Raw genomic sequence first — 24,312 nt, 5'->3', positions numbered from 1 at the left:
AGGGAGTCGTGGACACGATCGCCGTCACGCCCCGGCGACGGACCGTCGCCGTCGTCCCGCGCCATGCCCTCCCCCCGTTCGTCCGCCTCGATCGCGATGCCGCGAGCCGACGGTCGAGCCGCGCTACCGCGGCCGTGCACCGCGATCGGTCCAGCAGCGACCCTCCTGTTCGACCACCTCCGACGCCGGTCGGCGTGGATCGGCCTGCTCGCCTACGGGCCGGATGCCATCGCGGTGGGCCAGTGTGCCCTGGCTCTCCTCGGCGTCGAAGGCCTCCCGTCGGTGATCCGGCCGGAGGTCGCGTTGCCGCGGGCGTCGAACCGCCTGGACCGTCCGGGCATCCGTCTGCGGCAGTTCGACGACGGCATGACGACCGTCGCCCACGGCGACCGTCGCACCGGGACGCGGCAGCTCGCGTCCCCGGAGTGGGCGGTCGCCCAGGCCGTGCCCGAGCTGACCATGGAGAACGGGCTTGCCGTCCTGGACTCCGCGCTGCGCCTCGAGCTGCTGACCCCGGCCGGTGCCGCCCGCGCCCACGACCACGCGAGGGGCCGGCGCGGGATCGCCGTGCGGCACGAGCTGTGGGAGTGGACCGACCCGCGAGCCGAGTCCTGGCTCGAGTCGGCCGGGCGGTGGCTGTGCATCGAGGAGGGCGTGCCACCCGACACGCTCCAGCTACCGGTCGTGGGACGCGACGGGAAGGTGATCGGCCGTGCCGACATGGCGTGGCGTCTCGGGGAGCGCGAGTGGCTCGTCGGGGAGTTCGACGGCTACGACTGGCACGAGGGCGAGGCCCGCACGGAACGACGGGACCGCGACCGCGACAACGCCTTCTCCTCGGCACCCGGCATCCACCTGCTGCACTTCGACGCGCGGCACGTCAGCGAGCGGACCGTCGGCCGGCAGGTCCGCGAGTTCCTCGCCCGCACCCGCGCCGAACATGTGGTTTCTCGCGTTCTGAGCGATCAGAACGCGAGAAACCACATGTTCGGCGTCACGGGGTGAGCTTGTTGTCCACCATGGACAGGGCGGAGCCGATGGCCATGTGCATGTCGAGGTACTGGTACGTGCCTAGCCGGCCCCCGAAGTGCACCTGCGGCTCGTCGGCCATGAGCTCGCGGTACCGCTTGAGCCGCTCCCGGTCGGCAGGGGTGTTCACCGGGTAGTACGGCTCGTCACCACGCTCGGCGAACCGCGAGTACTCCCGCACGATGACGGTCTTGTCGCTCGCGTACTCCCGCTCGGGGTGGAAGTGCCGGAACTCCAGGATGCGCGTGTACGGCACCTCCGTGTCCGCGTAGTTCATCACCGGCGTGCCCTGGAAGTCGCCCACCGGCAGCACCTCGCGCTCGAAGTCCAGCGTCCGCCACGACAGCGACCCCTCGGCGTCCTCGAAGTACCGGTCCACCGGCCCCGTGTACACCACCGGCACCTGCCCCACCACGGCCCTCTTGCTCACCGGCTGCGCCTCGTCGAAGAAGTCCGTGGACAGCCGCACCTCGATGTTCGGGTGGTCCGCCATCCGCTCCAACCACGCCGTGTACCCGCCGGTCGGCAGGCCCTCGTGCGTGTCGTTGAAGTACCGGTTGTCGTACGTGTACCGCACCGGCAGCCGCGAGATGATCGACGCCGGCAGCTCCCGCGGGTCCGTCTGCCACTGCTTGGCCGTGTACCCCCGGATGAACGCCTCGTACAACGGCCGCCCGATCAGCGACACGCCCTGCTCGTCCAGGTTCGACGGCCGCCGCCCCTCCAGCTCCGCCGCCTGCTCGCGCACCAGCGCCCGCGCCGCGTCCGGCCCGTGCGCCGACCGGAAGAACTGGTTGATCGTGCCCAGGTTGATCGGCATCGGGAACACCTCGCCCCGATGCGTCGTGTACACCCGATGCACGTACGACGTGAACGCCGTGAACCGGTTGACGTACTCCCACACCCGCTCGTTCGACGTGTGGAACAGGTGCGCCCCGTACCGGTGCACCTCGATCCCCGTGTCCGGGTCCGTCTCCGAGTACGCGTTACCACCCAGATGGTCACGACGATCGATCATCAGCACCTTGCGGCCCTGCGCGGCCATCCGCTCCGCGACGGTCAGGCCGAACAGCCCGGTACCGACGACGACGAGGTCGGTCATGTCAGGTGTCTCCAGTTCGAACGGGGGTCTCGACAGGCTCAGCCGGCGGGGTCGTAGCCGCCGCGCAGGCGGGTGTACGCGCGGTACCCGGCCTTGCGCACCGACTCGGGAACCACGCGGTAGCCGGCGCGCACCACCACGTTGCGCACCATCTGCGGCCCGGTGAGGAAGCCCTCGGCGTGCAGCGTGCGCTGCAGCGCGAGCTCGGACGCCAGCAGGCGGCGGCCGCCACGACGGGCGTACGCCCCGGCACCGACGCGGTACAGCACCAGCGGCGTGGTGACGTTCTCCGCGTCCGCGCCGCCCGCGATCATGCGGGCGAAGAGGAGGTAGTCCTCCATGAGGTCCAGGTGCTCGTACCCGCCCGCGGCGGCGACGGCGGAGCGCCGGTACACGACCGACGGGTGGTTGAACGGGTCGCGGAACCGGGCGGTGGTGGCGATGTCCGCGCCGGTCGGCGGCACGCGCACCATGCCGGGCGCGTGCTCGTCGTCGTCGAACTCCTGGATCGCGGAGCCGACGATGTCGCACCCGGCGGCCACGAGCGGCACCTGCACGGCGAACCGCTCGGGCCGGGAGATGTCGTCGGCGTCGGCGCGCGCCACGATCTCGTGCTTGCACGCCTCCAGCCCCGCCTCGAGGGCGCGGGCGAGGCCCACGTTCCGCTCCAGCGGCACCAGCGTGACGGGCACGTCGGTGAGCTCGTGCAGACGGCCGAGCACCGCGGCGACGTCCTCGCCCACGGGCCCGTCGCGCACGACGACGACCTCGTCCGGCCGCAGCGTCTGGTCGCGCGTGACTGACAGGAAGCCGCGCTCCAGGTGCGCGGCGTCGTCGCCCGCGTACACGGGCAGGAGCACGGAGAACCGGCGGTCGTCGAGGGCGCCGCGGGCGACGGCCGGCGCGGTGGACGCCCTGGCCGCGTCGTCGGACGGTCGAGCGGGGGCGCCGCTTCGCCCCCGCTCGACGCGCGCGACGCTCGTCGCGGCGGGCCCGACGCCGGCGAGCACCTCGCTGTCGGCGCGCGGCCGGCGCACGAGACCGTGCCACAGCCCGCGGCCGCCGGCCTTGAGCAGGGTGCCGCGGTCGGACGAGCGCGCCACGGTGCGGGCCCAGCGCCGCAGGGTGGACCCGCCGTACAGCAGGCGCTCGGACGGCGCGAGGGCGGACGACCGCGTGAACGTCCACACCTTGTTGCGCACCTCGAAGTAGAAGCGCGGGCCCGGGTCGTGGTCGGTGCCGACCAGGCGGGCGGTGCGGTGCTCGACGACGCTGCCCGGCACGTACAGCCCGGTGCCGCGGCGCAGCAGGCGCGTGGAGTACTCGAAGTCGTCGTTCCAGATGAAGAAGTCGCTGACGGGCAGGCCCAGCGCCCTTACGGCGCGCGCGTCGACCAGCATCGACACGAACGACATCGACCGCACCGGCATCGCGCCGGCCGCGCGCGCCCGCGCCAGCTCGGCGGGCGAGGCCCCCGGGCGGCTGCGCGGCGTGTTCATCGGGTGGTCGCTGCCGTCGGTCCACACGACGCGGCTGGCCATCGCGGTGACGTCGCCGGCGTACGCGTCGCGCGCGCCGAGCAGCGCCTCGAGCGCCGTGTCGGTGGGCACGGTGTCGTCGTCCATGAGCCACACGAGGTCGGCGTCGAGGTCCGCGACGGCGGTGGCGAGGCCGACGGCGAAGCCGCCCGCGCCGCCGGTGTTGCGCTGGAGGGCCACGACCTCGGGGCCGCTCGGGTGGGTGCGCGCCACCTCGAGGGCGTCGTCGGTCGACGCGTTGTCGACGACGACCACGCGGTCGACGGGCCGGCTCTGGGCGGCCAGCGCGTCGAGGGCCGCGACGAGCAGCGCGGCCCTGTTGTACGACACGACGACCGCGACGACGGAGGGGGTGGACATCCGGACCATCCTAGTGGGGCGCTCGGGGTGCGAAGGTCGCCCGCCACGTCTCCGGGTCGACGAGCCCGGGGGCCGCGGCGCGCCACCGCGCGGACACCTGGCGCCACCGCAGCGCGAGCCGCAGGTGCGCCCCGACCGACGCCGCGGCCAGCCGCCAGAACTGCCGCGGGTCGCGGCGCAGCCAGACGCCGGAGCCCCCGTCGGCGTCCAGCACGAGCACCGAGTCGTGCCCGGGCACGTCCCACCAGGTGGCCTGCTCGCGGGTGAGGGTGGACCGCGGCACCGCCCCGTCCGGCGCGGGGCGCAGGTGGCGCAGCACGCCGCGCGCCACCAGGCCCGCGAGCGCCGCGGGCGACGTCGGCTTCGGGCGCGGCTCTCCCGCCCGGGGGCGCGGCGCGGCGTCGAAGGCCGCGTCGCCCTCGCGGCGCACGACCGTCTCCGGGTACGCGGCCCCCACGGCCCGGGCCGCGGGCACGACGCGCTCCAGGTCGGCGTGCAGGTCCCCCGGGCCGGCCAGCAGGTCCCGCAGGGCGCGCAGGTGCAGGTCGACGGCGTAGTACCGGTGCCCGAGCAGCAGCTTGAGGTCGTTCGCGAGCAGCAGGGGCAGCAGCAGCCCGGCGCGGGGTCGGCGGGCGTGCAGCAGCGCGGCCGCGACCCGGCCGCGCACGTGCAGGTACGCCTGCCACTCGACGGTGTCGTCCTTGTCGGTCCACGCGACGTGCCACAGCGCGGCGCCCGGGAACGAGACGGTGGCGTGCCCGGCGTCGCGGGCGCGCAGCCCGAACTCGGCGTCGTCCCACTTGAGGAACAGCGGCAGCGACAGCCCGACGTCGCGCAGGACGGCGGTCGGGATGAGGCACATCCACCAGCCGTTGAAGTCGCTCTCGCCCCGGGCGTGCAGCCAGGGCGTGTCGCGCAGCGGGCCGGCGGCCAGGTCGTGCCACTGCTGGTCCGCCTCGGGCGGCCCCCAGTTGAAGGTGCGCTCGTGCACCACCTCGCTGAAGGAGTTGAGCACCGTCGGGCGGTTCAGGTCGAGCATGTGCCCGCCCACGACCACGGGCGTGCCCGCGGCGCGGTGGAACCGGATCGCGCGGAGCAGGGACTCGGGCTCCACCTCGACGTCGTCGTCCAGGATGAGCACCGCGTCGGCGTCCGGGCGGTCCAGGGCCTCCAGCATCCCGCGCGAGAACCCGCCCGACCCGCCGAGGTTGCGCTGCTCGATCACGGTGAGCCGGTCGCCGAGCGCCGCAGCCACCTCGGCGTAGCCCGGGTGGTCGACGACGCGGCGCGAGCCCTGGTCGACCACCAGCACCGTGCCCACCGCCTCGGCGAGCGCCACCGACGCCGCGATCCGGCCCAGCGTGGCGACGCAGAACTCCGGCTTGTCCATCGTGGTGATCGACAGGCACACGTCTCCGGTGCGCCGCGGCGCGACGTCGACGAGCCAGCGCGCGTCGCTGACGACGACGTCCGTGTCACCCGCGTCCACGTCGAACCACAGCCAGCCGCCGTCGGCCATGCCGGACACGTCGACGTCGATCGACACCCTTCCCCCGCCGGTTGAGCTTGTCGAAACCCGGGTCTCGACAGGCTCGACCAGCGGATCTTGGGTCTCGACCGGCTCGACCGACACGGAAGTGGCGTGGCCGCGCGCGTCGGAGCGCACCAGCCGCACGGTGCCGGTGCCGGTGGCGTCGACCTCGAGCCGCGCGGTCGCGACGCCGGCCCAGCGCACCCAGTACGACGCCGGGAACGCGGAGAAATAGGTGGCGAACCCCTGGGAGGTGCCCGCCGGCACCCGCACGCCGCGCTCCTCGACGACGGCAGGCCCGTCCTCCGCGCCCAGGGCGCGGCGGTCGGCCGGGAGCGACAGGATCAGCTGTTGAGCGAGATGCACGCCGGCGAGCCTAGCCGCGCCGCAGCCGGCGCTTGACGCGCGAGCCGAGCGCGCGCACGAGCTCGCGGCCGCTGGCCTCGGACAGGGCGGGCCCCGCCTTGCGCCGGGCCCGCGCGGCCTCCTCGAGCTCCGCGATCTCGTCCCGGGCGGTGGCGAGGCGGTCCTCCTCGCGCCGCCCCTGCCGGATCACGCCGAGGATCGCCTCGACCGCGGCGTCCATCGGCACGACCTCGCTGTGCAGCGCCGGGTTCTCGGCGGACCGGACCTCGGCGCGCAGCAGCCCCAGGTCGCCGACGACCCGCACGCCCGACGCGGCGATCTGCTCGACGTGCTCGGCGGCCCGCGCCTCCGCGACCTGGGCGGCCCACGTCGGCAGCACGAGCTTGGTGTCGTGCTCGCCGGTGCGGCGCCACCGGAGCACCGCGGTGGACGCCGCGTCGCGCAGCCACTTGCAGTACTCGAGCCAGGTGAGCTGCGTGCGCAGCTTCAGGTTGAGCCGGCGCAGGAGCTCGGCCTCCTCGAGCGACATCCCGCGGTTCGACGCCTTGCCGTCCAGCTTCGCCGTCCGCAGGAGCCCCGGCTCCAGCGCGAGCATCGACTCGAACGCGTCGAACAGCAGCTCGGGCGTCGACTTGTCCACGACGACCACGGTGACGTTCTCCGGGCCGAACGCCTCCGCCCACCGCGTGACGACGCGTCCCTGGTCGATGCGGTCCCGGAACGACCGCAGCTCGTGGTCCGGGTCGTCGGAGAGCACGCCCCGCAGCCAGGGCTCGAACTCGGTCCGCTCCCCCTCCTTGGTCATCTGCTGCCACAGGGAGGGCAGGATCGAGCCGTAGTTGCGCAGCGTCACGACGACGTGCGCGCGCTCCCCGAGCTCGGTCCGCCACCGCGCGGCCGTCGCGTCGTCGGCGTTGGCGCCGAACTCGTGCCCGATCCAGATCCGGTGCTCGGTGTCGAGATCGATCTCGGCGCGCAGCCGGCGCCACGCCCCCTCGACCGGCGTGGTGTCCCAGCCCCAGGAGTGGCCCATGAAGTCGTTGACCGCGCTGCGGTGGTTGACCTGCGTGCCCGGGTACCGCACGCCCTGCGCCAGGAGCTGCGGCCGCAGCGCGGCGGCCGCGTTCTGCAGGCTCGTCGTCCCGGTCTTCATCAGTCCGATGTGCAGCAGCACGGATCTTTCGGGCAGCTGCAAGGACGCGGTCGGGGCCGTGCTGGTGGACATCCCATCTCCTCCGGGACCCGTCGTCGGGTCCCCTCGACGCCGGGGGGCTCGTGGCCAGCAGGCTACCGGCCGTCGCTCGGTGCCTGCTGAGAGCGCCCGGCGTCGGGCGTCGCGCGCTACCAGCGCGCGAGGGAGACCTGCGCGATCCTGACCTTCCTCCCGTCGCCGACCTTCCGCAGCGTGACGGTGCCGTCGTTGTGCCCGGACAGGGTGACGCTCATGACGCGGTCCCAGCTCGACGACCGGTTGAAGTCGAGGGTGCCGCGCACCTTGCCCCCGACGAGCACCTGGACCTTGCCGTCCCCCGGCGACGTGGCCCCGCGGACCACCACCCGGTGCACCTGGTCGGCGCTCTTGAAGCTGATCGTCTTTCCGCCCGTGGACGTCTGGTACGCGTAGTCGCCGTACAGCTTGGTGTGGTGGATCCTCTTCCACCCGCTGGAGATCGACCACGACTTGGGCAGGATCGTGGTGCTGGTGCGCACCAGCGTCGTCATCGGCCCGCGGTGGTACTTCGAGCTGATGGCGCGGACCGCGATCTCGCGCGACTTGCCGTGGTCGAGGTTCACGGTCACGGACGTCGCCGTCGTGGCCGACCTGAGCACCCGCCAGTAGTTGGTGCTGGGCATGTCGGAGTTCCAGTGCGCCTCGCGGTAGAGCACCTGGTAGTAGCGCGCGCCGGACACCTTCTTCCACCGGTAGGTGGCCTTCGTGGACCACTGCACCGGGGACTGGGACGACGTCGGCGCGTACCGCGTCGGCGCGCCCACGGCCCACCGGATCGCGCCGTACTTCTTGATCGCGGCGGCCTTGCGGGACGCCGCCCCGCTGCGCAGCGTGCTCATCTTCGCGGCGAGGTAGCGGCCCGGGCAGGCGGTCTCGTTGGTGGTGCGGTGCATGAGCACCGTGGGCACCTTCACCTTCGACCCCGGCTTGGCCCGGGTGCCGCTCCCGGTGGAGCCGCCCGTGACCAGCGTGGTCGTCCCCTTGGGGTTGATGCCGTACTGGTAGGACTTCCAGCCGATGACCTTCGCCATCCCCGTGAGGAGGGCGCTCGTCGGCTTCGCGGTGTCGAAGTTGCCCATGGCGGACACCCCGATCGTGCCCGTGTTGTACCCGCCGGCCTGGGCGCCGATCGGGTTGTCGACGCGCGCGTCCTTGCGGCCCTGGAAGATGTTGCCGTACTTGTCGACCAGGAACTGGTAGCCGATGTCCGGCCACCCGCGCGACTTCGTGTGGTACGCGTAGATGCCGCGCACCAGCGCCGCGGACTGGCTCTCCTTGTAGCCGTTCGTCCCGGCCGTGTGGTGCACGTAGATCGCCTTGAGGGACCTCGACGTCTCGGGCCAGCTCCCCGACAGCGACTCGTCCGCGCCCCACCCGGAGCGTGTGACGATCGACGGGCGGATCTCGAAGCCCGTGCCCGCGCTGGCCGACGACGCCGGGCCGGAGTCCTTCCCCACGGACGCGTCGGCGCGCGACGTGCCCGGGTCGACGACGTCAACCTGGAGCCCGCTCGGCGGCGTCCCGTCCGCCGTGCGCACGCGCGCCTGCACGCCGTCGGCGCCCGTCGACACGATCGGCTCCGTCCCCGCGCGGCCGCCGTCGACGGTGACGCCGTCCAGGCCCAGGGACTGCCAGTCGCTCCAGCGGCCGTCCTCGCGCACGCGCACGGCGACCTCGGTGACCTCGCTGCCCGTCGCCTCGTCCCACGTGACGCCCGCGACGAGGAAGTCCTGCGTCGCCGTGCGCTCGCTCAGCGCCGCGAGGTCGCCCTCGTCCGGCGCCTCCTGCGCCAGCGTCGTGGGGGCCCCGCCGTCGGGCGCGACCTCCGTCGCGAGCTCGGAGCTCGGCAGCTCGGACTTCTCCGTGTGCTCGTGCCCCACCGCCTCGTCGAGCGCCCCCTTCTGGTGGCGGGCGCCGGCGTCGATGCCGCGCACCGGCACGTGCTCCACGTCCGGGGCCACGGCGTGCGCCTCCGGGACGGGCAGCGAGACCGTCGGCAGCACGACCCCCGCGAGGGCCAGCGCCACGACCGTCGACGTCGTGACGGCGGTCCGCGCCGCCCGTCGAGCCATCCGTGTCGTCGTCATGCTCGTCTCCGCTCGTCTCCCGCTCGTCCAGCTCTGGTCGGGCTGAGGTCGATCCGTCGGTCGCGCGTCGTCGCGCCGGGCACCTGACCCGCACGACGATAGGGAGTGCGGGCCGCCTCGGCACGCCGAGCGGCCGGGTCGTTCCGGATGCTGGGCACGCGCGGCCAGGGGACAGTGGGTCCCGGGGGTGGTCACCATGGCCGAGGTCCGCACGCGCTCCGAGGGCGCCCGTTCGAGGTCCGGCGCGCGACGGCGGTGGCGCCGCGTCGTGGCGGCGGCGACGTCCGCGCTGGTCGCGGCGGCCGGCGGCGTGCTCACCGCGACGTCGGCCGAGGCGGCGGTGCCGAGCTCGTTCACGATCGCCGGCTCGGGCTACGGCCACGGGGTCGGGATGCCGCAGTACGGCGCCTACGAGATGGCGCGCCGCGGCAGCGCGAGCTGGGACGTGCTCGCGCACTACTACACGGGCGCGAGGGCGGCCTGGAAGACCACGACCGGGAACAACATCTTGGTCCAGGTGTACGGCAAGGACCCCGCGGGGCGGTCCGGCTACGGGGACACGAAGACGACGACCACGGTGACGGTGCGCGGCGGCGACTGGCGCCTGGCGAACGAGGACGGCACGACGCTGGCCACGGGCTCGGGCACCGAGACCTTCGCCGTCACCGTGACCGCCGGCGGGCGGTCGCGCATCACGGTGAACGGCACGAAGTACTACGACCAGCTGCTGCGCATCACCTGGTCGGGCACCCGGTACTACAAGCCCTCGGGCAAGACGGCGGTGGCGACCGTCGCGGGCGCGCACGGCTCCTACAAGCATGGCCGCCTCACCGCCACCGCCCGCGGCGGCGTCCCCAACCTCACCAACGACGTGCTGCTCAACACCGAGTACCTCTACGGCATCGCGGAGATGCCGTCGTCGTGGGGACTGAACGGCGGGCTGTCGGCCCTGGCCGCCCAGGCGATCACGGCGCGCTCGTACGTGATGACCAAGGCCGTGGACCCCGACTGCCGCTGCAACGTCGTCGACGACGTGCGCGACCAGTACTACTCGGGCTGGGCAAAGGAGTCCGAGGGCACGGGGGCCAAGTACGGCAAGGTCTGGAAGAAGGCGGTCGACGCCACCACCTCCAGCCGCACCCGGGCCCGCGTGCTCACCTACGGCGGCAAGGCCGTCGCCGCGCACTACTTCTCGTCCAGCGGCGGGCGCACGGCGCGTTCGCAGGACGTCTGGTCGTCGACGATCCCGTACGAGCAGTCGGTGTCCGACCCCTACAGCAAGGCCGCCCCCGGCAACTCGTACGCGTCCTGGACCCGCAAGCTCACGCAGGCCCAGGCGCGCGCGCTGTTCGGGCTGGCCGACGTCCAGTCGATCAAGGTCTCGGCCAAGTGGTCGAGCGGTCAGGCCCGCACGCTCACCGCGACGTCGTCGACGGGGAAGACGGCGACCGTGACGGGCAAGGCCGACGCGATCCGCTCGAAGGTCGGCGCGCGCACCACCGCGGGCTCGATGCCGGCGGCGTGGATCACCAAGATCACCGCCGCCGGTTGAGCCAGTCGAGACCCGTCACCGCTGGTTGAGCCTGTCGAAACCCGGTTCCTGGATCTCGACAGGCTCGATCACCGGACGGGGCGGGCGTCGATCTCCAGCAGCACGGGCACGCCGTCACGCACGGGGTACGCCAGCGGCCGCTCGGGGTCGGTCGAGCGCAGCTCGGGCTCGCCGTCCGGGCCGACGGCGTCGACCAGCTCCGCCCCCGTCACCGGGCAGCGCAGGATCGAGCGCACCCACGGGTCGATCGAGATGTCGCTCATGCCTCGTCCTCCTCCTGCCGCACGAGCGACAGGACGTCGTCGCGCACCTTGATCATGATGTCCTCGTCGGCCGCCTCGACGTTGAGCCGCAGCAGCGGCTCCGTGTTCGACGCGCGCAGGTTGAACCACCACTGCGGGTGGCCGTCCCAGTGCGCGACGGTGAGGCCGTCGAGCTCGTCCACGTCCGCCTGCGGGTAGGCGCTCGCGTACGCCTCGCGCACGCGCGCCGTGGCCGCCGCGGCGTCGGCGACGCGCGAGTTGAGCTCCCCCGACGCCACGTACGGCGAGTACATCTCCGCCAGCACCGACAGCGGGTGCGGCTGACCGCCCAGCGCGGCCAGCACGTGCAGCGCGGCGAGCATGCCGGTGTCGGCGAAGAAGAAATCGCGGAAGTAGTAGTGCGCGCTGTGCTCGCCGCCGAACACGGCGTCGTGCTGCGCCATCTGCGCCTTGATGAACGAGTGGCCCACCCGGGTGCGCACCGTCGTCGCGCCGGCCGCCTGCAGCAGGTCGGGCACAGCGCGGGAGGTGATGAGGTTGTGGATCACCGTGGGGGTGCGGCCCGCCTCGAGCTCCTTGGCCACCTCGCGCAGCCCCACCAGCGCCGTCACCGCCGAGGGCGAGACCGGGTCGCCGTGCTCGTCGACGACGAAGCAGCGGTCGGCGTCCCCGTCGAACGCGAGCCCGAGGTCGGCGTCGTGCTCGACGACGGCCGCCTGCAGGTCGCGCAGGTTGGCGGGCTCGAGCGGGTTGGCCTCGTGGTTCGGGAAGCTGCCGTCGAGCTCGAAGTACAGCGGCACGACGTCGAGCGGCAGGGCGGGCAGCCCCGCCGCCGTGCCGAGCACCGCCGGCACGGTGTGCCCGGCCATCCCGTTGCCGGCGTCCACCACGACCTTGAGCGGCCGGATCCCCGACACGTCGACCAGGCCGCGCAGGAACGCGGCGTAGTCGGCCAGGGTGTCCTGGTCGCTGGTCGAGCCGGTCGACGCCGCGCCACCGCTGGTCGAGCCTGTCGAAACCCGGTCCGAGGTTTCGACAGGCTCGACCAGCGGGGTCGTGCCGTCGAGCAGCTCCTGCGCGAGCTCGCGGACGTCCGCCAGGCCGGTGTCCTGCCCGACGGGGCGCGCGCCGGCGCGGCACAGCTTGATGCCGTTGTAGACGGCGGGGTTGTGCGACGCGGTGAACATCGCGCCGGGCGCGTCCAGCGCGCCCGACGCGTGGTACAGCCCGTCCGTGGAGCACAGCCCGATGCGCACGACGTCGACGCCGACCCCGGTGACGCCGGCGGTGAACGCGTCGACCAGCTCCGGGCCGGAGTCGCGCATGTCGTGCCCGACGACGACGCGCGTCGCGCCCTCCGGCACGGCCACCACCCGGGCGAACGCCGCGCCGATCGCGCGGGCCACCTCCGGCGACAGCTGGTCGGGCACGGTGCCGCGCACGTCGTACGCCTTGATGATGTCGGCCAGGTCGATCGTCACGACCCACAGCGTACGTGCCGGGCCGCGCCCGGGGCGGGTGGTTCTCCGGGCGGACTTGGCGCCGGGGCGGCTCCCGGCACGCGTCCGTGTGGAAGGCTGGTCCTCGTGCCCGAGCTCTACCCGCTGGAGAACACCGTCCAGCACGCCGACTGGGGCTCGCGCACGCGGATCCAGGGGCTGCTGGGCGTCGAGCCCGACGGCACCCCGGCCGCCGAGCTCTGGCTGGGCGCCCACCCCAGCGCGCCGTCGCGGGTGAACGGCGACGGGTCCCTGCTGGAGCTCGTCCGCTCGGCGCCCGACGCGATGCTGGGCCGCCGCGTCGCGGACGAGTACGGGCCCCGGCTGCCCTACCTGCTCAAGGTCCTCGCCGCCGAGCGGGCGCTGTCGCTGCAGGTGCACCCCAAGCCGCACGCGGCGCGGGCCGGGTTCAACCGGGAAAACCGCCAGGGCCTGCCACCGGGCGACCCGGGCCGCTCGTTCCACGACGACCAGCACAAGCCGGAGATGGTCGTCGCGCTCACGGAGTTCGAGGGGCTGGCCGGCTTCCGGGCGCCGCGCGCCGTCCTCGACCTGCTCGACGGGCTCGACGGCGACCTCGTGGGCGCGGTCCGCGAGGTCCTCGAGGCGGACCGGTCCCCGGCCGGCGTCAAGGCCGCGTTCTCCCGGCTCGTCGCTGCGCGGCGCGACCCGGGCGCCCCGGCCGACGTCGCCGCCACGGTCGCGTCCGTCGCCGCCCGCCTGGCCGCCGGCTCGCCGTCGTCGCGCGCCGACGCGACCGTGCTGCAGCTCGCCGAGCAGCATCCCGGGGACCCCGCCGCGCTCGCGTCGCTGCTGCTGAACCGGGTCACCCTCGACCCCGGCCAGGGCCTCTTCCTCCCGGCGGGCGAGGTGCACGCGTACCTGTCCGGGCTCGGGGTCGAGATCATGGCGTCGTCGGACAACGTGCTGCGGGCCGGCCTCACCTCGAAGCTGGTCGACGAGGCCGCCCTCGTCGAGTGCGCGTCGTTCGTGCCGCGCCCGCCCCAGCCGCCCCGCACGCGGTCCGCCGGCGGGCGGGGCCAGGTGACCACCTACCGGGCCCCGGTGCGGGAGTTCGCGCTCACGGTGGCCGACGTCGACCCGGCCGAGGACGTCGACCTGCCCGCCGAGGGCCCCCGCATCGTGCTGTGCCTCTCGGGCGACCTCAAGCTCACCGCCGAGGGCTGCCCCGCCCCGGCGACGCTGCACCGCGGCGGCTCCGTGTTCGTGCCGCACGACGCCGGGGAGCTGCGGCTGTCCGGCTCCGGCCACGCGGTGTGCGCGTGGGTGCCCTGACGCCGTCCCCCCGGGAGGGTCAGTCCGCCTCGCGCAGCACGCGCAGGTGGCCGCGGCGCGCGGTCTCGGTGACGGACGACGGCTCGCCCGCCGGCTCCTGCCGCACCCGCCCCGCCTCGCGGACGGCCTCCGCCAGCGCGGACAGGTCGTCGGGCGACGGCGCCGGCTCCTCGAACGCGGGGGTCAGACGCACGACCTCCCACCCGCGGGGCGCCGTCAGCCCCTCGGCGTGCTGGGCGCACAGGTCGTAGCTGTGCGGCTCGGCGTGCTGCGCGAGCGGACCCAGCACGGCCGTGGAGTCCGCGTACACGTACGTGAGCGTCGCGACGGCGGCATGCGTGCATGCCGTGCGCGAGCACTGCCTCACCGATCTCACGCGGGGAGACTACGCCCCCGGCCGGGGCGCGTGCGCGGGGCTCGCCGGTCGGACCCGCTGGTCGCGGCGGTCGGACCCGCTGGTCGAGCCTGTCGGCACGCTGCTCCCGCTGGTCGAGCCTGTCGAAACCACGCCGCCGCTGGTCGAGGCTGTCGAAACCCCGCCGCCGCTGGTCGAGCCTGTCGAAACCCGCTCACTGGATTTCGACGAGCTCAATCACCGGGGCGTGCTGGACGAGCCCGATCACCAGGGCGTGCTGGACGAGCCCGATCACCGGGGCGCGCTGGTTAGGCTCGACGGGTGCACCCCGACCCCAGCCTCACGCCCGACCGGACGCCCGGCTTCTCCGACGGGCCGGTGCGGCGCCGCGACCGCCGCGGGCGCGGGGTGCGCGGCCCGCTCCTGCCGCCGGGGCTGCCGGCGTACCGCACCCGCGCCGAGCAGTTCGACGACCTCGTGCTCGACGTCGTGGAGCTGCTGCAGCGCCGCTGGGGCCCGCAGCTCGCCGGCACGGAGTTCGCCGTCGAGGACGTGCCGCCGTCCGAGCCCGCGCCGTGGGAGTCCGACGGCGTCCCGCTGGGCCGGTGCTTCCCCGCCGAGTCCGGCCGGCCGGCGCGCGTCGTCGTGTACCGCCGCCCGGTCGAGTTCCGGGCCGCCGACGATACCGACCAGGCCGACCTGGTGCGCGACGTGGTCGTCGAGCAGGTGGCCCACCTGCTGGCCCGCACCCCGGAGGAGATCGACCCGGGCTACGACTCCTGATCGGCGTCAGCCGGCGTCGACGTCGCGCACCTCGACGGCGCCGGGGGTGGTGACGGGCGCGGTGGGCGCGACCGAGGCCAGGAGCGTCCCGGTGGCGGCGGTGCCGTCGTCGGCGCGCATCACCACGGCCCACGCGAGGCCCAGCCCGGCGTCGCCGCCGTCCGCGCGGTCCACGCTCACCCCGACGGGCTCGGTGCCCTCGGCCGCGACGGAGGCGAGCGAGAACGACGACGTCGCGCCCGCCGTGAGCTCGACGTCCTCGCTGCCGATCTCCGCGCCCGACGCGTCGTAGAGGCGCACGGTCACGGGCAGGGAGCCCTCGGGGTCCGTGTCGGGGTCGCGGTCCGCGGGCACGGCCGCGAGCGTGATGCCCGTCCGCACGCCCCCGGGGACGCCGAGCTGGCCGGCGGGGCCCGCGCCGTCCGCCCGGGCGACCGGCTGCGCCGCCGACCACGCCACGTCGTACGGGGTGCCGTCGACGACCGAGTCCTCGGGCTGCTGACCCGGCTGGTCCGTCCGCGCGGCGCCGACCACCGCCACGTCGGCGTCGACGACCACCGTGTAGGCGCCCTCGGGCAGCCCGCCGAGCGGGACGTCGGTCACGACGCCGGGCTCCAGCTCCACCTCGTCGGCGCCCCGCAGCACGACCGGCCCCGACGGCCCGTACACCGTGACGTGCGCCGTCCCGCCCTGCTCGCCCGGCGCGAGGAGCCGCAGCCGCGGGGCGTGCGGGTCGTCGACGGCCTCGCCCCGGCTCAGCACGCCGCCCACGGCGAGCGCCTTGCGGGGGGACGCCCCGGACGTCAGCAGGTCCACCCCGGCCGGCAGCAGGCCGTCGATGGCCTGGGTCTGCAGGCTCGCGTCGACCCGCGCCCCGGCGGCGCGCACGTTCACCGCGAGGCGGTCCTGCTCGGGCGCGACCGACTCGAGCCGCGTGGTGACCTGCTCGTGCGGGGCGACGGTGAACGTCCCCTGGCCGCCGAGGGCCACGGGCCCGCCCGGGCCGTACACGTCGAGGGCCACCGTGGCCGGCTGCTCGGACGGGTTCTGCACCGTGAGCGTCGCGGTGGAGCCCACCTCGGTGCTGCCGCCCACGAGCCACTGCGACGTGGACGGGGCGGTGCAGGCGCCCACCCCGAGCCCGCGCAGGTCGCCCTGGGTCGTCACGGAGCCCATCGCCCCGGCCGCGCGGAACGGCTCGTCGGCCACGGGCGTCGCCTGCAGCACGCGGGTGGTGCTCACGGCGCCCTGCCAGGCGGCCGCGGCGTCGCCCGCGGTGAGGTCCAGCGGGTCCTCGCCCCCGAGGGCGCTCGTGCGCGCGCCGTCCTCGGCGCCGCCCAGCACGAGGGCGCCGAGCCCGCTGGTCGTGGGCACGGGGGTGGCGTCGAACTGCTGGTCGCCGACGTCGGCCCCCTCCGGCAGCGCGACCGGCGTGGGGCAGACGAGCGTCGCCTCCGCCGGCTGCACGCCGACGGTGCGCGTCCCGGCCGCCGCGGCCTGCTGCTCCGCACCGGTCCACGACTGCGCCCACTGGTCGCCGAGCACGGCCACGGCGGCCAGCGCGCCGACCGCGGCCACCCCCGTGACCGCCGCCGCCGTCGCCCGCACGCCGCGCCGGACCCGGGTCCGGCGCGCGCCGGCCGCCGCCGCGCCGGTCGGCGCGGTGGTCTGCTCCGTGGTCGGTGGCGTGGTCGGTGGCGTGGTCGGTGGCGTGGTCGGTGGCGTGGCCTGGTCCTTCCGGTGCTTTCGGCCCTTCGGCTCCTTCGCCCGCTCCGTCTGGTCCTTCGACCGCTCCGTGCGTCCCGTCATCGTCCCCTCCGCCGTCCGACCGGCAGCGCCAGGAGCGCGTGCACCAGCAGCACCAGGCCCGCCGCGGCGAGCCACGCGGTGCGGTGCGGCGCCTCGAACGACACCCGCACGTGCCCCGGCTCGGCCCCGACCGCGAACGCCTGCGTGCCGCCCGCGTCCACGGCGGGGAGCCGGCGCCCGTCGAGCGTGGCGTGCCAGCCGGTGTCCGCCGTCTCCGCGAGCCGCAGCGTGCGGCCCTCCCCGCCCTCGGCCAGCCGACCGCCGGCGCCCGTGCCGTCGGACGGCACCGTCCGCACGGCGTCCTGCGGCGCGAAGAACGGGGTGGGCGTGCCGTCCTCGCCGGCGCCGTCGCCCTGGAGCACGGTCGCCCAGCCCGGCGCGGGGCCGTCGGTCGTGACGCGCCAGACCAGCGCGCCCTCCTCGGTCACGCGGGCGAGCCCGGGGACGAGGTCGAGCGTGGTCGCGAGCTCCGCGTCGCCGCCGGCGGGGACCTGCACGGCGCCGATGCCGAGCGCCGCGAGCCGGTCCACGACGTCCGTGGAGCGTCCCGTCGCCACCTCGGCCACGACCTGGTCGAGCAGCGCGGTGTCGGCGCGCTCGGCGCCGCCGACCAGGCCCGCGGCCCGCGCCCGCACCACGGTGGAGGAGTCCTCGAGCCGGGTGCCGTCCGCGTGCAGCAGCGCGTAGTCGACCACCCCGCCGCCCGACGCACCCTCCTCGCCGCCGGGCTGCACCCGGTCGATCTGCAGCACGCGCGCCGAGCGCGGCGGCGCCTGCATCTGGGTGCCGACGGCGGGCACCACGGACGTCTCGGCCGCGCGCAGGTCCCCCACGGCGCCGCCGCCGGTGGAGCCGAGCGCCCACGACGCGACCTGCGCCGCCGGCAGCGCGAGCGCGACGACGCCGACCGCGACCACGCCCGCCCTGATCACGGTCGCGCCGCGCCGCGGGGCGCGGTCCGGCCCGGCCGCCCTGACGACCGGCGCCGCCGTCGGCACCCGCCCCGTCGACGGCAGGGCGCAGATCGCGGCCGAGCCCAGCGCGAGCAGCAGCACCGAGAGCCCGACGCCGGGCCAGCCGGTCACGCTCGCGGCCGTGCCGTCGTCGGAGGCCCCGCTCGCCACGGCCGTCGCGACGGCCAGCACCGCCGTCGTCAGCCCCGCCGCGCCGGCGAGCCAGGCCAGCCGCACCCCGCGCACGGCGCGCGGCCGCACCAGCGCGACGGCGGCCAGCACCAGGACGGCCCCGCCCAGCAGCGCCGGGCCCACCACCGCCGCGCGGCCGAGCACGCCGTCCGCACCGAGCCAGGGCTCGAACCATGCCGTGTCCCCCGGCAGACCGAGGAGCAGCTCCACCGCCGTGGGCGCGCCGGACGCGACCAGCGGGGCGCCGGGCTCGGCCACGAGCAGCCGCCACCCGCCGTCCGACCAGGAGCCCAGCACCTCGCCCCAGAACGGCAGCGGCACCACCACCGCCGGCAGCAGGATCAGCAGCAGCGACCGCCACGCGCGACGCACCAGCAGCGCGCCGACCCCGACGACGACCACGGCGACCGGGAGCAGCACCGGCGCCGCGCAGACCGCGACGGCGAGCAGCAGCCCGGCGGCGCCGGCGGCGCCCAGGGAGCCCCGCCGGCGGCCCGGCGCGAGCGCGCGGTCCCGCGCGTGCGCGCCCACGGTGCGCAGCACGGCGACGAGCAGCCACGGCAGCGTGAGGTGCACGACGACCGCCCCGAGCCGACCCGAGCCGAGCGACGCGAGGAAGCCGGGCGCCGCCGCCCAGGCGAGCGCGGCCACCGCGCGCACCACGACCGACCGGGTCAGCGCGCCGGCGGCGAACCAGCCGCCCAGGGCGGCCAGCGGCAGCGCCACGAGGACCAGCGCGTTCACCGCCGTCTGCAGCCCGCCACCGGCCAGCACGGCGAACGCGCTGAGCGGCAGCAGCAGCGGGTCGGCGGGCGCGCGCACCCCGAGGCCGTCGCGCACCCAGCCCGACGTCGCCGCCTCCCACACGTCGCCCACGGTGCCGGGCGCCGGCAGCAGCCCGCCGCCCACGACCCGGCCGCCGTCGGCCAGCACGCCCTGCCACGGGCCGAACAGCGCGACGTCGAGCGCCACCACCGCGACCATCACGACGGCCAGCACCGTGCGCCGGGTGTGGCCGAGCCGGCGCAGGTCCGCCCTCTCGAGCTCGCTCGGCGCCCACCGGGCACGCTGCGCCTCGGCGCGGGCCAGGCGCGCGTCGCGGCGCTCGCCGGCCACCTGCCGCCAGGTGCCGCGCAGCGGCGCGAGCACGCGGCGCGGCAGACGCCGGCTGCGGGCGGCGCGCCGGCGGGCCCGGTACAGCGGCACCAGCCGCAGGGCGGTGACCACGGCCGCGACCAGCTCGTCCCGGGCGTGGGCCGGCCGCTTGAGCGCCAGCCGGTACATGGCGGCGAACGGGGCCCACAGGAGGGTCGCGAGCCACACGAACGGCAGCAGCGGCAGCGGCGCCTCGACCAGCCGCAGGTAGAGCTGGCTGCGCCGCCGGGCGTAGCGCGACGCCTCGAGGTCGGGCGTCGGGTTCTCGCGCCCGCGCAGGCCGAGCAGCGACGCCTGCGCGTGCTTCACGACGGCGTCGGGCACCACCACGACGCGGTGCCCCGCGAGCCGGGCGCGGCGGCACAGGTCGAGGCCGTCGCCGAACGGGCCGAGCTCAGGGTCGGTGCCGCCCAGCTCGGCCCAGACGTGCGCCCGCACCAGCGCACCCGCCAGGCCCACCGCGAGGACGTCCTCGCGCGCGTCGTGCTGGCCCTGGTCGATCTCGGTGTCGTCGATGCCGGTCATCCGGCGCCCGAGCGGCGACACGGTGCTGCCGACCCCGACCAGCATGCTCGCGTCCGCGGCGGGGGTGCCGTCCGCGGCCACCGGCCAGCGGCGCTGCTTGCAGCCGGCGACGGCCACCGCGCTCGAGTGCTCGACGGCGCGCAGGAGGCGGGACAGGGCGTCGGGCTCGGGCGCGGAGTCGTCGTGCAGGATCCAGAGCCACCCGGTCTCCGGGACGCCCACCACCTCCTGGGCGCGGTCCACCGCCTCCCCGAGGCTGCGGACGCCGGACGCCGCGACGAAACGGGCGCCGCCGAGACGCAGGTCGGGGTGCGCGGTCGACTCGGCCGCACCGACGTCGACCACCACGACCTCGTCGGCGGCGCGGTCCTGGCGCGCGAGCGCGTCGAGCGTGGCGTCGAGGAACCGGGTGCGGCCCCGGGTGACGACCACGGCCGTGACCGTGACGACCAGCGGGACGGCCCCGGTGCCGTCGAGCGAACGATCCCCGGCGGGCGCGACGGCGACGGTCGCGCCCGTGGGGGCGACCTCCCCGCCGGGGCGGGCTGGGATCGGGTGCGGAGCAGTCATCCTGCCCGCCATGATGCGACGGGCCCCGATCCGGTCGTGGGATATCCGGCCCGAGCGTGTCGGGCCGGATATCCCCTCGTCGGAAGACGAATCAGACGGCGCGGCGCTTCAGCTTGCGGCGCTCCCGCTCGGAGAGCCCGCCCCAGATACCGAAACGCTCGTCGTTCGCGAGCGCATAGTCCAGGCACTCGGCCCGGACCTCACAGGACGTGCAGACCTTCTTGGCCTCGCGCGTGGACCCGCCCTTCTCCGGGAAGAAGGCCTCCGGGTCCGTCTGGGCGCACAGGGCTCGTTCCTGCCACCCCAGGAGAGTCTCGTCGTCGGTCGTAGCGTCGCCGAACAGCGGAAGCACCGGCGCCACGCGCTCGGGCTCACGGCCGACGTCTGACGGGAAGACCCCCCGGTCCCCATCGAGCAAGTTCCACATGGCGTGCCCCTCCATGCCGTTCTCTAGGGAAACTGCATACCTGGAATTACACGCGTGTCCTTCGGAGGCGTCAAGTCGAAATGTGCTAGTGATTGCGATCTCCACTGCCCATTCACAAGCGCGGTGTCCTGTGCTAGGTCGGCCCCTCGTAGGCTGACCTGCGTGAATCCCCTCCCCGCCGCCGGCCGCACCCCCACGACGATCTCGCAGGTGATGGATCTCGTCGTGTCGGACCCGGGCCGCCCCCGCCTCACCTGGTACGGCGACGACGGCGAACACGTCGAGCTGTCGGGCGCCGTCCTGCAGAACTGGGTGAGCAAGACCGTGAACCTCCTCGTGGAGGAGTTCGACGCCGCGCCGGGGACGGTCGTGACGCTCGACCTGCCCGCCCACTGGCGCGGCGTCCTGTGGGCGCTGGCCGCGTGGCGCTGCGGCGCCACGGTCACGCTCACGGGCGACGACCCGACGGCGGGCGGCGACGTCGTCGTCACCTCCCGGCCCGCGGCCTGGGGCCCGGTGCTGGCCGGGCCGGGCGCCGCCGACCTGGTGGCCGTCGCGCTGCCCGCCCTCGCGCGGTCGTTCGACGGCGACCTGCCGCCCGGCGCGATCGACGCCGCGGGCGCCGTGATGACCTACGGCGACGTCATCGGCTGGGTCCCCGAGACCGACCCCGCCGCCGTCGCGCTCGACGCCCCGGCCGCCGGGCCGGGCGCCGCCCCCGTGGCCTTCGCCGACCTCGTGCCCGCCACCGGCGAGCCCGGTGCGCGCGTGCTCGTCGACGGCGCACGGCCCCTCGCCGGGCTGCTGCGCGACCTCCTCGCCGCCTGGGCCGCCGACGGCTCCGTGGTGCTCGCGTCCGCCGCCACCGCGGCACAGCTCGCCGCCGACCCGGCGCGCCTCGACCGCCTCCGCGCGTCGGAGCGGATCACCGCCGGCTGAGCCCGTCGAGACCCGGCGGCCCGGGGCACGCACGGAGTTCACCCTGCCCGCAGGACGCGACTGGGCCACAATGAACAGCCATGCGCGGCATCATCCTCGCCGGCGGTAGCGGCACCCGGCTGCACCCGATCACGATCGGCGTGAGCAAGCAGCTCGTGCCCGTCTACGACAAGCCGATGATCTACTACCCGCTGTCCACGCTGATCCTCGCGGGCATCCGGGACATCCTGGTCATCACCACCCCGCACGACGCCGACCAGTTCCGCCGCCTCCTCGGCGACGGCGCCCAGTTCGGCGTGTCGATCGAGTACACCGTGCAGGAGCGGCCGGACGGCCTGGCGCAGGCCTTCGTGCTGGGCGCGGAGTTCGTGGGAGCCGACGAGGTCGCCCTCGTGCTCGGCGACAACATCTTCTACGGCCCCGGCCTCGGCCGGCAGCTCACGCGCTTCCACGACCTGGTCGGCGGCGCCGTCTTCGCCTACCGGGTGGCCGACCCGACGGCCTACGGCGTCGTCGAGTTCGACGACGCCGGGCGGGCGCTCTCGCTCGAGGAGAAGCCCGCCCGCCCCCGGTCGTCGTACGCCGTGCCCGGCCTGTACTTCTACGACAACGACGTGGTGGAGATCGCCCGGTCGCTGGAGCCCTCCGCCCGGGGCGAGTACGAGATCACGGACGTCAACCGGGAGTACCTGCGGCGCGGCACCCTGCAGGTCGAGGTCCTGCCGCGCGGCACCGCCTGGCTCGACACCGGCACGTTCGACTCGCTGCTGGAGGCCTCCGACTACGTCCGGACGATCGAGCGCCGGCAGGGGCTCAAGATCGGCTCCCCGGAGGAGGTCGCGTGGCGCCGCGGCTTCCTGACCGACGACGACCTGCGGGTCCGCGCGGAGAAGCTCGTGAAGTCGGGCTACGGCGCCTACCTGCTGGGTCTCCTTGACTCCTGAGCATCTCCGCTGGTTGAGCCTGTCGAAACCCCTGTCGGCTCGATGCGGCCAGGGTTTCGACAAGCTCAACCAGCGTGGGCGGCGCGCCCCCAGGCGACGAGCCCGGTGCCCGTGCGGGGGAACGCCCGCTGCGCGACGCGGAACGGCCACGTCGCGGCGCCCACGAGCGAGCCCTGCACCGCCGTCGTCGGCTGGAACAGGCGTCCGCTGCGGGCGGTGCGGTCGGCGGTGCTGCCCTCCTCGCGCAGGCCGGGCCGACGGCGGGCGATCTGGTTGCGCGCGGCCTCGAGCGCGTAGCCGAGCGGCACGCCGTACAGGCGCAGCCCCACGTCGGTGAGGCCCGCCGCGGCGAGCAGGTCGCGCAGGGCGCGGGGGTCGTAGCGCCGGAAGTGGCCCACGGCCTCGTCCATGGGGCCGTACCGCCGCTGCCAGGCCGGCGTGGACAGCAGGAGCGTGCCCCCGGGGCGCAGCCGGGCGGCCCACTCGCGCAGCGCGGCGGCGTCGTCGTCGATGTGCTCGATCACCTCGAACGCGCAGACGAGGTCGAAGCGCTCCGCGGCGGGCAGGGAGTCGAGCGGGCCGTGCACGACGGTGCCCGGCACTCCCGCGTCGACGAGGCGCTGCTCGGCGGTGCGGGCGCTGTCGGCGTCGAGCTCGACGCCCGTGTACGCGGCCGCGCGGGCCGCGAGCCGGACGCCCACGGCGCCCTGGCCGCAGCCGACCTCGAGCACGCGGCCGGCGGCGCCGGGCAGCAGCGGTTCCACGACGTCCCACCGCAGGCTGCCGTAGAGGGTGAGCGGGGGCGGGGTGGTGGCGGTCTTCGGCACGGGGTCAGCCTGCCAGCACCTCGGCCGCGGCGGCGTCCCACCGCGCGGCCCAGTCGCCGATCGGGGCGACCCCGACCGCGCGCAGGGCGTCGTGACCGAGCACGGAGAACGCCGGACGCGGGGCGGGGCGCACGAACGCGTCGGACGTCGTGGGCTCCAGCGGCGTCGTCAGCCCCGCGGACGCGAGGATGCGGCGGGTGAACCCGAACCACGACGTCCGCCCCGACGCCGTGCCGTGATAGGTGCCCGCCGGGACCCCCGCCTCCACGAGACGCACGACCAGGTCGGCCAGGTCCCGCGTCCACGTCGGCTGACCGATCTGGTCGTCCACCACCGCGAGCCGCTCCTTCTCGGCTCCGAGGCGCGCCATCGTCCTCGGGAAGCAGTCCCCGTGCGCCCCGTACAGCCACGCCGTGCGCACGATCAGATGGTCCGGCGCCTGGGCCCGCACGGCCCACTCCCCCGCCGCCTTGGTGCGCCCGTACGCAGACACCGGCGCCAGCGGCGCGTCCTCCGCGTACGGCTCGGTCGCCGAGCCGTCGAACACGTAGTCCGTGGACACCTGCACCAGCCGCGCCCCCGCCGCGCTCGCCGCCCGCGCCAGGTGCGCCGCCCCCGTCGCGTTGACGTCGAACGCCCGCGCCTCGTGCGCCTCCGCGTCGTCCACCGCCGTCCACGCCGCGCAGTTCACCACGACGTCGGCGCCGGCCACGGCGGCCGTCGCGGCGTCCGGGTCGGTGACGTCGAGGTCGGCGCGCCGGAGCGGGACGACGTCCGCGCCCGCGGCGCGCAGCGCGGCGAGCAGGTCGTGGCCGAGCATCCCGCCCGCGCCGGTCACCACCCAGCGCAGGGCGGCGGCGGACGACGGGACGGAGGCGGCAGCAGCGATGCTCACGTCTGGGATCCTAGGCACGGGCGGCCGACGGCGGCCGCCCCGTCGGAACCCGACCGCCCCAGGACCCACCTGTCCCCGACCCGA

General features: G+C 75.4%; 19 protein-coding genes. 6 read left to right on the top strand and 13 right to left on the bottom strand.

The genetic code is table 11. The features are described 5' to 3' along the window. The first annotated feature begins 282 nt into the window (after positions 1–282). On the top strand, positions 283–1,005 hold the full coding sequence (locus AAG589_RS13630) for a hypothetical protein (RefSeq protein WP_430567778.1): 723 nt from the start codon (positions 283–285) through the stop codon (positions 1,003–1,005). Here the strand turns inward: AAG589_RS13630 and glf are convergent. The 5 genes from glf to AAG589_RS13605 form a co-directional block, all read right to left on the bottom strand. Beyond that, positions 995–2,131: a UDP-galactopyranose mutase gene (gene glf, locus AAG589_RS13625; protein ID WP_430567777.1), complete on the bottom strand. Its 1,137-nt coding sequence runs from the start codon at positions 2,129–2,131 to the stop codon at positions 995–997. The two genes, AAG589_RS13630 and glf, sit on opposite strands and share 11 nt — an antisense overlap. A 38-nt stretch (positions 2,132–2,169) precedes the next feature. Then, on the bottom strand, positions 2,170–4,029 hold the full coding sequence (locus AAG589_RS13620) for a glycosyltransferase (RefSeq protein WP_430567776.1): 1,860 nt from the start codon (positions 4,027–4,029) through the stop codon (positions 2,170–2,172). 10 nt (positions 4,030–4,039) lie between these two features. Continuing rightward, positions 4,040–5,926 (bottom strand): glycosyltransferase, encoded by a 1,887-nt coding sequence (locus AAG589_RS13615; protein WP_430567775.1) that lies wholly within the window; start codon positions 5,924–5,926, stop codon positions 4,040–4,042. Positions 5,927–5,936: 10 nt separating this feature from the next. Continuing rightward, positions 5,937–7,151 carry a hypothetical protein gene (locus AAG589_RS13610; RefSeq protein ID WP_430567774.1) on the bottom strand — a complete coding sequence of 405 codons (1,215 nt, stop codon included), beginning with the start codon at positions 7,149–7,151 and terminating at the stop codon, positions 5,937–5,939. A 116-nt stretch (positions 7,152–7,267) separates the two neighbouring features. Continuing rightward, complete coding sequence (locus AAG589_RS13605; protein ID WP_430567773.1) at positions 7,268–9,244, bottom strand: peptidoglycan recognition protein family protein; 1,977 nt, start codon at positions 9,242–9,244, stop codon at positions 7,268–7,270. Between the two features lie 196 nt (positions 9,245–9,440). Here AAG589_RS13605 and AAG589_RS13600 point away from each other — a divergent pair, with 196 nt between their 5' ends. Next, positions 9,441–10,796 (top strand): SpoIID/LytB domain-containing protein, encoded by a 1,356-nt coding sequence (locus AAG589_RS13600; RefSeq protein WP_430567772.1) that lies wholly within the window; start codon positions 9,441–9,443, stop codon positions 10,794–10,796. 68 nt (positions 10,797–10,864) lie between these two features. Here the strand turns inward: AAG589_RS13600 and AAG589_RS13595 are convergent, their stop codons facing one another. Together AAG589_RS13595 and AAG589_RS13590 are read right to left on the bottom strand one after the other, a co-directional pair. Continuing rightward, positions 10,865–11,059, bottom strand: a complete 195-nt coding sequence (locus AAG589_RS13595) for a Trm112 family protein (protein WP_430567771.1) — start codon at positions 11,057–11,059, stop codon at positions 10,865–10,867. Next, positions 11,056–12,540 carry a phosphomannomutase/phosphoglucomutase gene (locus AAG589_RS13590; RefSeq protein WP_430567770.1) on the bottom strand — a complete coding sequence of 495 codons (1,485 nt, stop codon included), beginning with the start codon at positions 12,538–12,540 and terminating at the stop codon, positions 11,056–11,058. Before AAG589_RS13590 ends, AAG589_RS13595 begins: the two co-directional genes overlap by 4 nt. 105 nt (positions 12,541–12,645) lie before the next feature. Between AAG589_RS13590 and manA the strand changes: the two genes are divergently transcribed. Further along, positions 12,646–13,854, top strand: a complete 1,209-nt coding sequence (manA, locus tag AAG589_RS13585; RefSeq protein ID WP_430567769.1) for a mannose-6-phosphate isomerase, class I — start codon at positions 12,646–12,648, stop codon at positions 13,852–13,854. Between the two features lie 19 nt (positions 13,855–13,873). On the opposite strand, the gene AAG589_RS13580 is transcribed toward manA, so the two are convergent. Then, positions 13,874–14,230 carry a DUF3499 domain-containing protein gene (locus AAG589_RS13580; RefSeq protein ID WP_429764601.1) on the bottom strand — a complete coding sequence of 119 codons (357 nt, stop codon included), beginning with the start codon at positions 14,228–14,230 and terminating at the stop codon, positions 13,874–13,876. Positions 14,231–14,530: 300 nt separating this feature from the next. Here AAG589_RS13580 and AAG589_RS13575 point away from each other — a divergent pair, with 300 nt between their 5' ends. Then, the gene (locus AAG589_RS13575) at positions 14,531–14,992 is read left to right on the top strand and encodes a metallopeptidase family protein (protein WP_430567768.1); all 462 of its coding nucleotides are present in this window, start codon (positions 14,531–14,533) and stop codon (positions 14,990–14,992) included. A 6-nt stretch (positions 14,993–14,998) separates the two neighbouring features. Here the strand turns inward: AAG589_RS13575 and AAG589_RS13570 are convergent, their stop codons facing one another. The 3 genes from AAG589_RS13570 to AAG589_RS13560 all read right to left on the bottom strand — a co-directional run bounded on the left by AAG589_RS13570 (position 14,999) and on the right by AAG589_RS13560 (position 20,623). After that, positions 14,999–16,801: a DUF5719 family protein gene (locus AAG589_RS13570; RefSeq protein ID WP_430567767.1), complete on the bottom strand. Its 1,803-nt coding sequence runs from the start codon at positions 16,799–16,801 to the stop codon at positions 14,999–15,001. Next, complete coding sequence (locus tag AAG589_RS13565) at positions 16,798–20,196, bottom strand: glycosyltransferase (protein ID WP_430567766.1); 3,399 nt, start codon at positions 20,194–20,196, stop codon at positions 16,798–16,800. The genes AAG589_RS13570 and AAG589_RS13565 overlap by 4 nt, the downstream gene beginning before the upstream one ends. A gap of 91 nt (positions 20,197–20,287) precedes the next feature. Beyond that, complete coding sequence (locus AAG589_RS13560; protein ID WP_429733639.1) at positions 20,288–20,623, bottom strand: WhiB family transcriptional regulator; 336 nt, start codon at positions 20,621–20,623, stop codon at positions 20,288–20,290. A 162-nt stretch (positions 20,624–20,785) separates the two neighbouring features. Between AAG589_RS13560 and AAG589_RS13555 the strand changes: the two genes are divergently transcribed. Next, positions 20,786–21,562: a TIGR03089 family protein gene (locus AAG589_RS13555; RefSeq protein ID WP_430567765.1), complete on the top strand. Its 777-nt coding sequence runs from the start codon at positions 20,786–20,788 to the stop codon at positions 21,560–21,562. Between the two features lie 80 nt (positions 21,563–21,642). Then, positions 21,643–22,506: a glucose-1-phosphate thymidylyltransferase RfbA gene (gene rfbA, locus AAG589_RS13550; RefSeq protein WP_430567764.1), complete on the top strand. Its 864-nt coding sequence runs from the start codon at positions 21,643–21,645 to the stop codon at positions 22,504–22,506. A 65-nt stretch (positions 22,507–22,571) separates the two neighbouring features. Here the strand turns inward: rfbA and AAG589_RS13545 are convergent, their stop codons facing one another. Together AAG589_RS13545 and rfbD are read right to left on the bottom strand one after the other, a co-directional pair. Next, positions 22,572–23,333, bottom strand: a complete 762-nt coding sequence (locus AAG589_RS13545) for a class I SAM-dependent methyltransferase (RefSeq protein WP_430567763.1) — start codon at positions 23,331–23,333, stop codon at positions 22,572–22,574. A 4-nt stretch (positions 23,334–23,337) separates the two neighbouring features. Then, positions 23,338–24,183: a dTDP-4-dehydrorhamnose reductase gene (gene rfbD / locus AAG589_RS13540; RefSeq protein WP_430568036.1), complete on the bottom strand. Its 846-nt coding sequence runs from the start codon at positions 24,181–24,183 to the stop codon at positions 23,338–23,340. Positions 24,184–24,312: the final 129 nt, after the last annotated feature.

This window comes from Isoptericola sp. F-RaC21 (assembly GCF_038593535.1).
In the GTDB taxonomy this organism is placed as follows: domain Bacteria; phylum Actinomycetota; class Actinomycetes; order Actinomycetales; family Cellulomonadaceae; genus Isoptericola.
This window is presented reverse-complemented; position numbering and strand designations above follow the sequence as displayed.

What these genes read in the sequence shown, in the direction of transcription:
- AAG589_RS13620 (WP_430567776.1), bottom strand. Translation starts at nt 4,029, where the DNA reads ATGTCCACCCCCTCCGTCGTCGCGGTCGTCGTGTCGTACAACAGGGCC.
- AAG589_RS13600 (WP_430567772.1), top strand. Translation starts at nt 9,441, where the DNA reads ATGGCCGAGGTCCGCACGCGCTCCGAGGGCGCCCGTTCGAGGTCCGGC.
- AAG589_RS13610 (WP_430567774.1), bottom strand. Translation starts at nt 7,151, where the DNA reads ATGTCCACCAGCACGGCCCCGACCGCGTCCTTGCAGCTGCCCGAAAGA.
- glf (WP_430567777.1), bottom strand. Translation starts at nt 2,131, where the DNA reads ATGACCGACCTCGTCGTCGTCGGTACCGGGCTGTTCGGCCTGACCGTC.
- AAG589_RS13605 (WP_430567773.1), bottom strand. Translation starts at nt 9,244, where the DNA reads ATGACGACGACACGGATGGCTCGACGGGCGGCGCGGACCGCCGTCACG.
- rfbA (WP_430567764.1), top strand. Translation starts at nt 21,643, where the DNA reads ATGCGCGGCATCATCCTCGCCGGCGGTAGCGGCACCCGGCTGCACCCG.
- AAG589_RS13565 (WP_430567766.1), bottom strand. Translation starts at nt 20,196, where the DNA reads ATGACTGCTCCGCACCCGATCCCAGCCCGCCCCGGCGGGGAGGTCGCC.
- AAG589_RS13560 (WP_429733639.1), bottom strand. Translation starts at nt 20,623, where the DNA reads ATGTGGAACTTGCTCGATGGGGACCGGGGGGTCTTCCCGTCAGACGTC.
- AAG589_RS13570 (WP_430567767.1), bottom strand. Translation starts at nt 16,801, where the DNA reads ATGACGGGACGCACGGAGCGGTCGAAGGACCAGACGGAGCGGGCGAAG.
- AAG589_RS13595 (WP_430567771.1), bottom strand. Translation starts at nt 11,059, where the DNA reads ATGAGCGACATCTCGATCGACCCGTGGGTGCGCTCGATCCTGCGCTGC.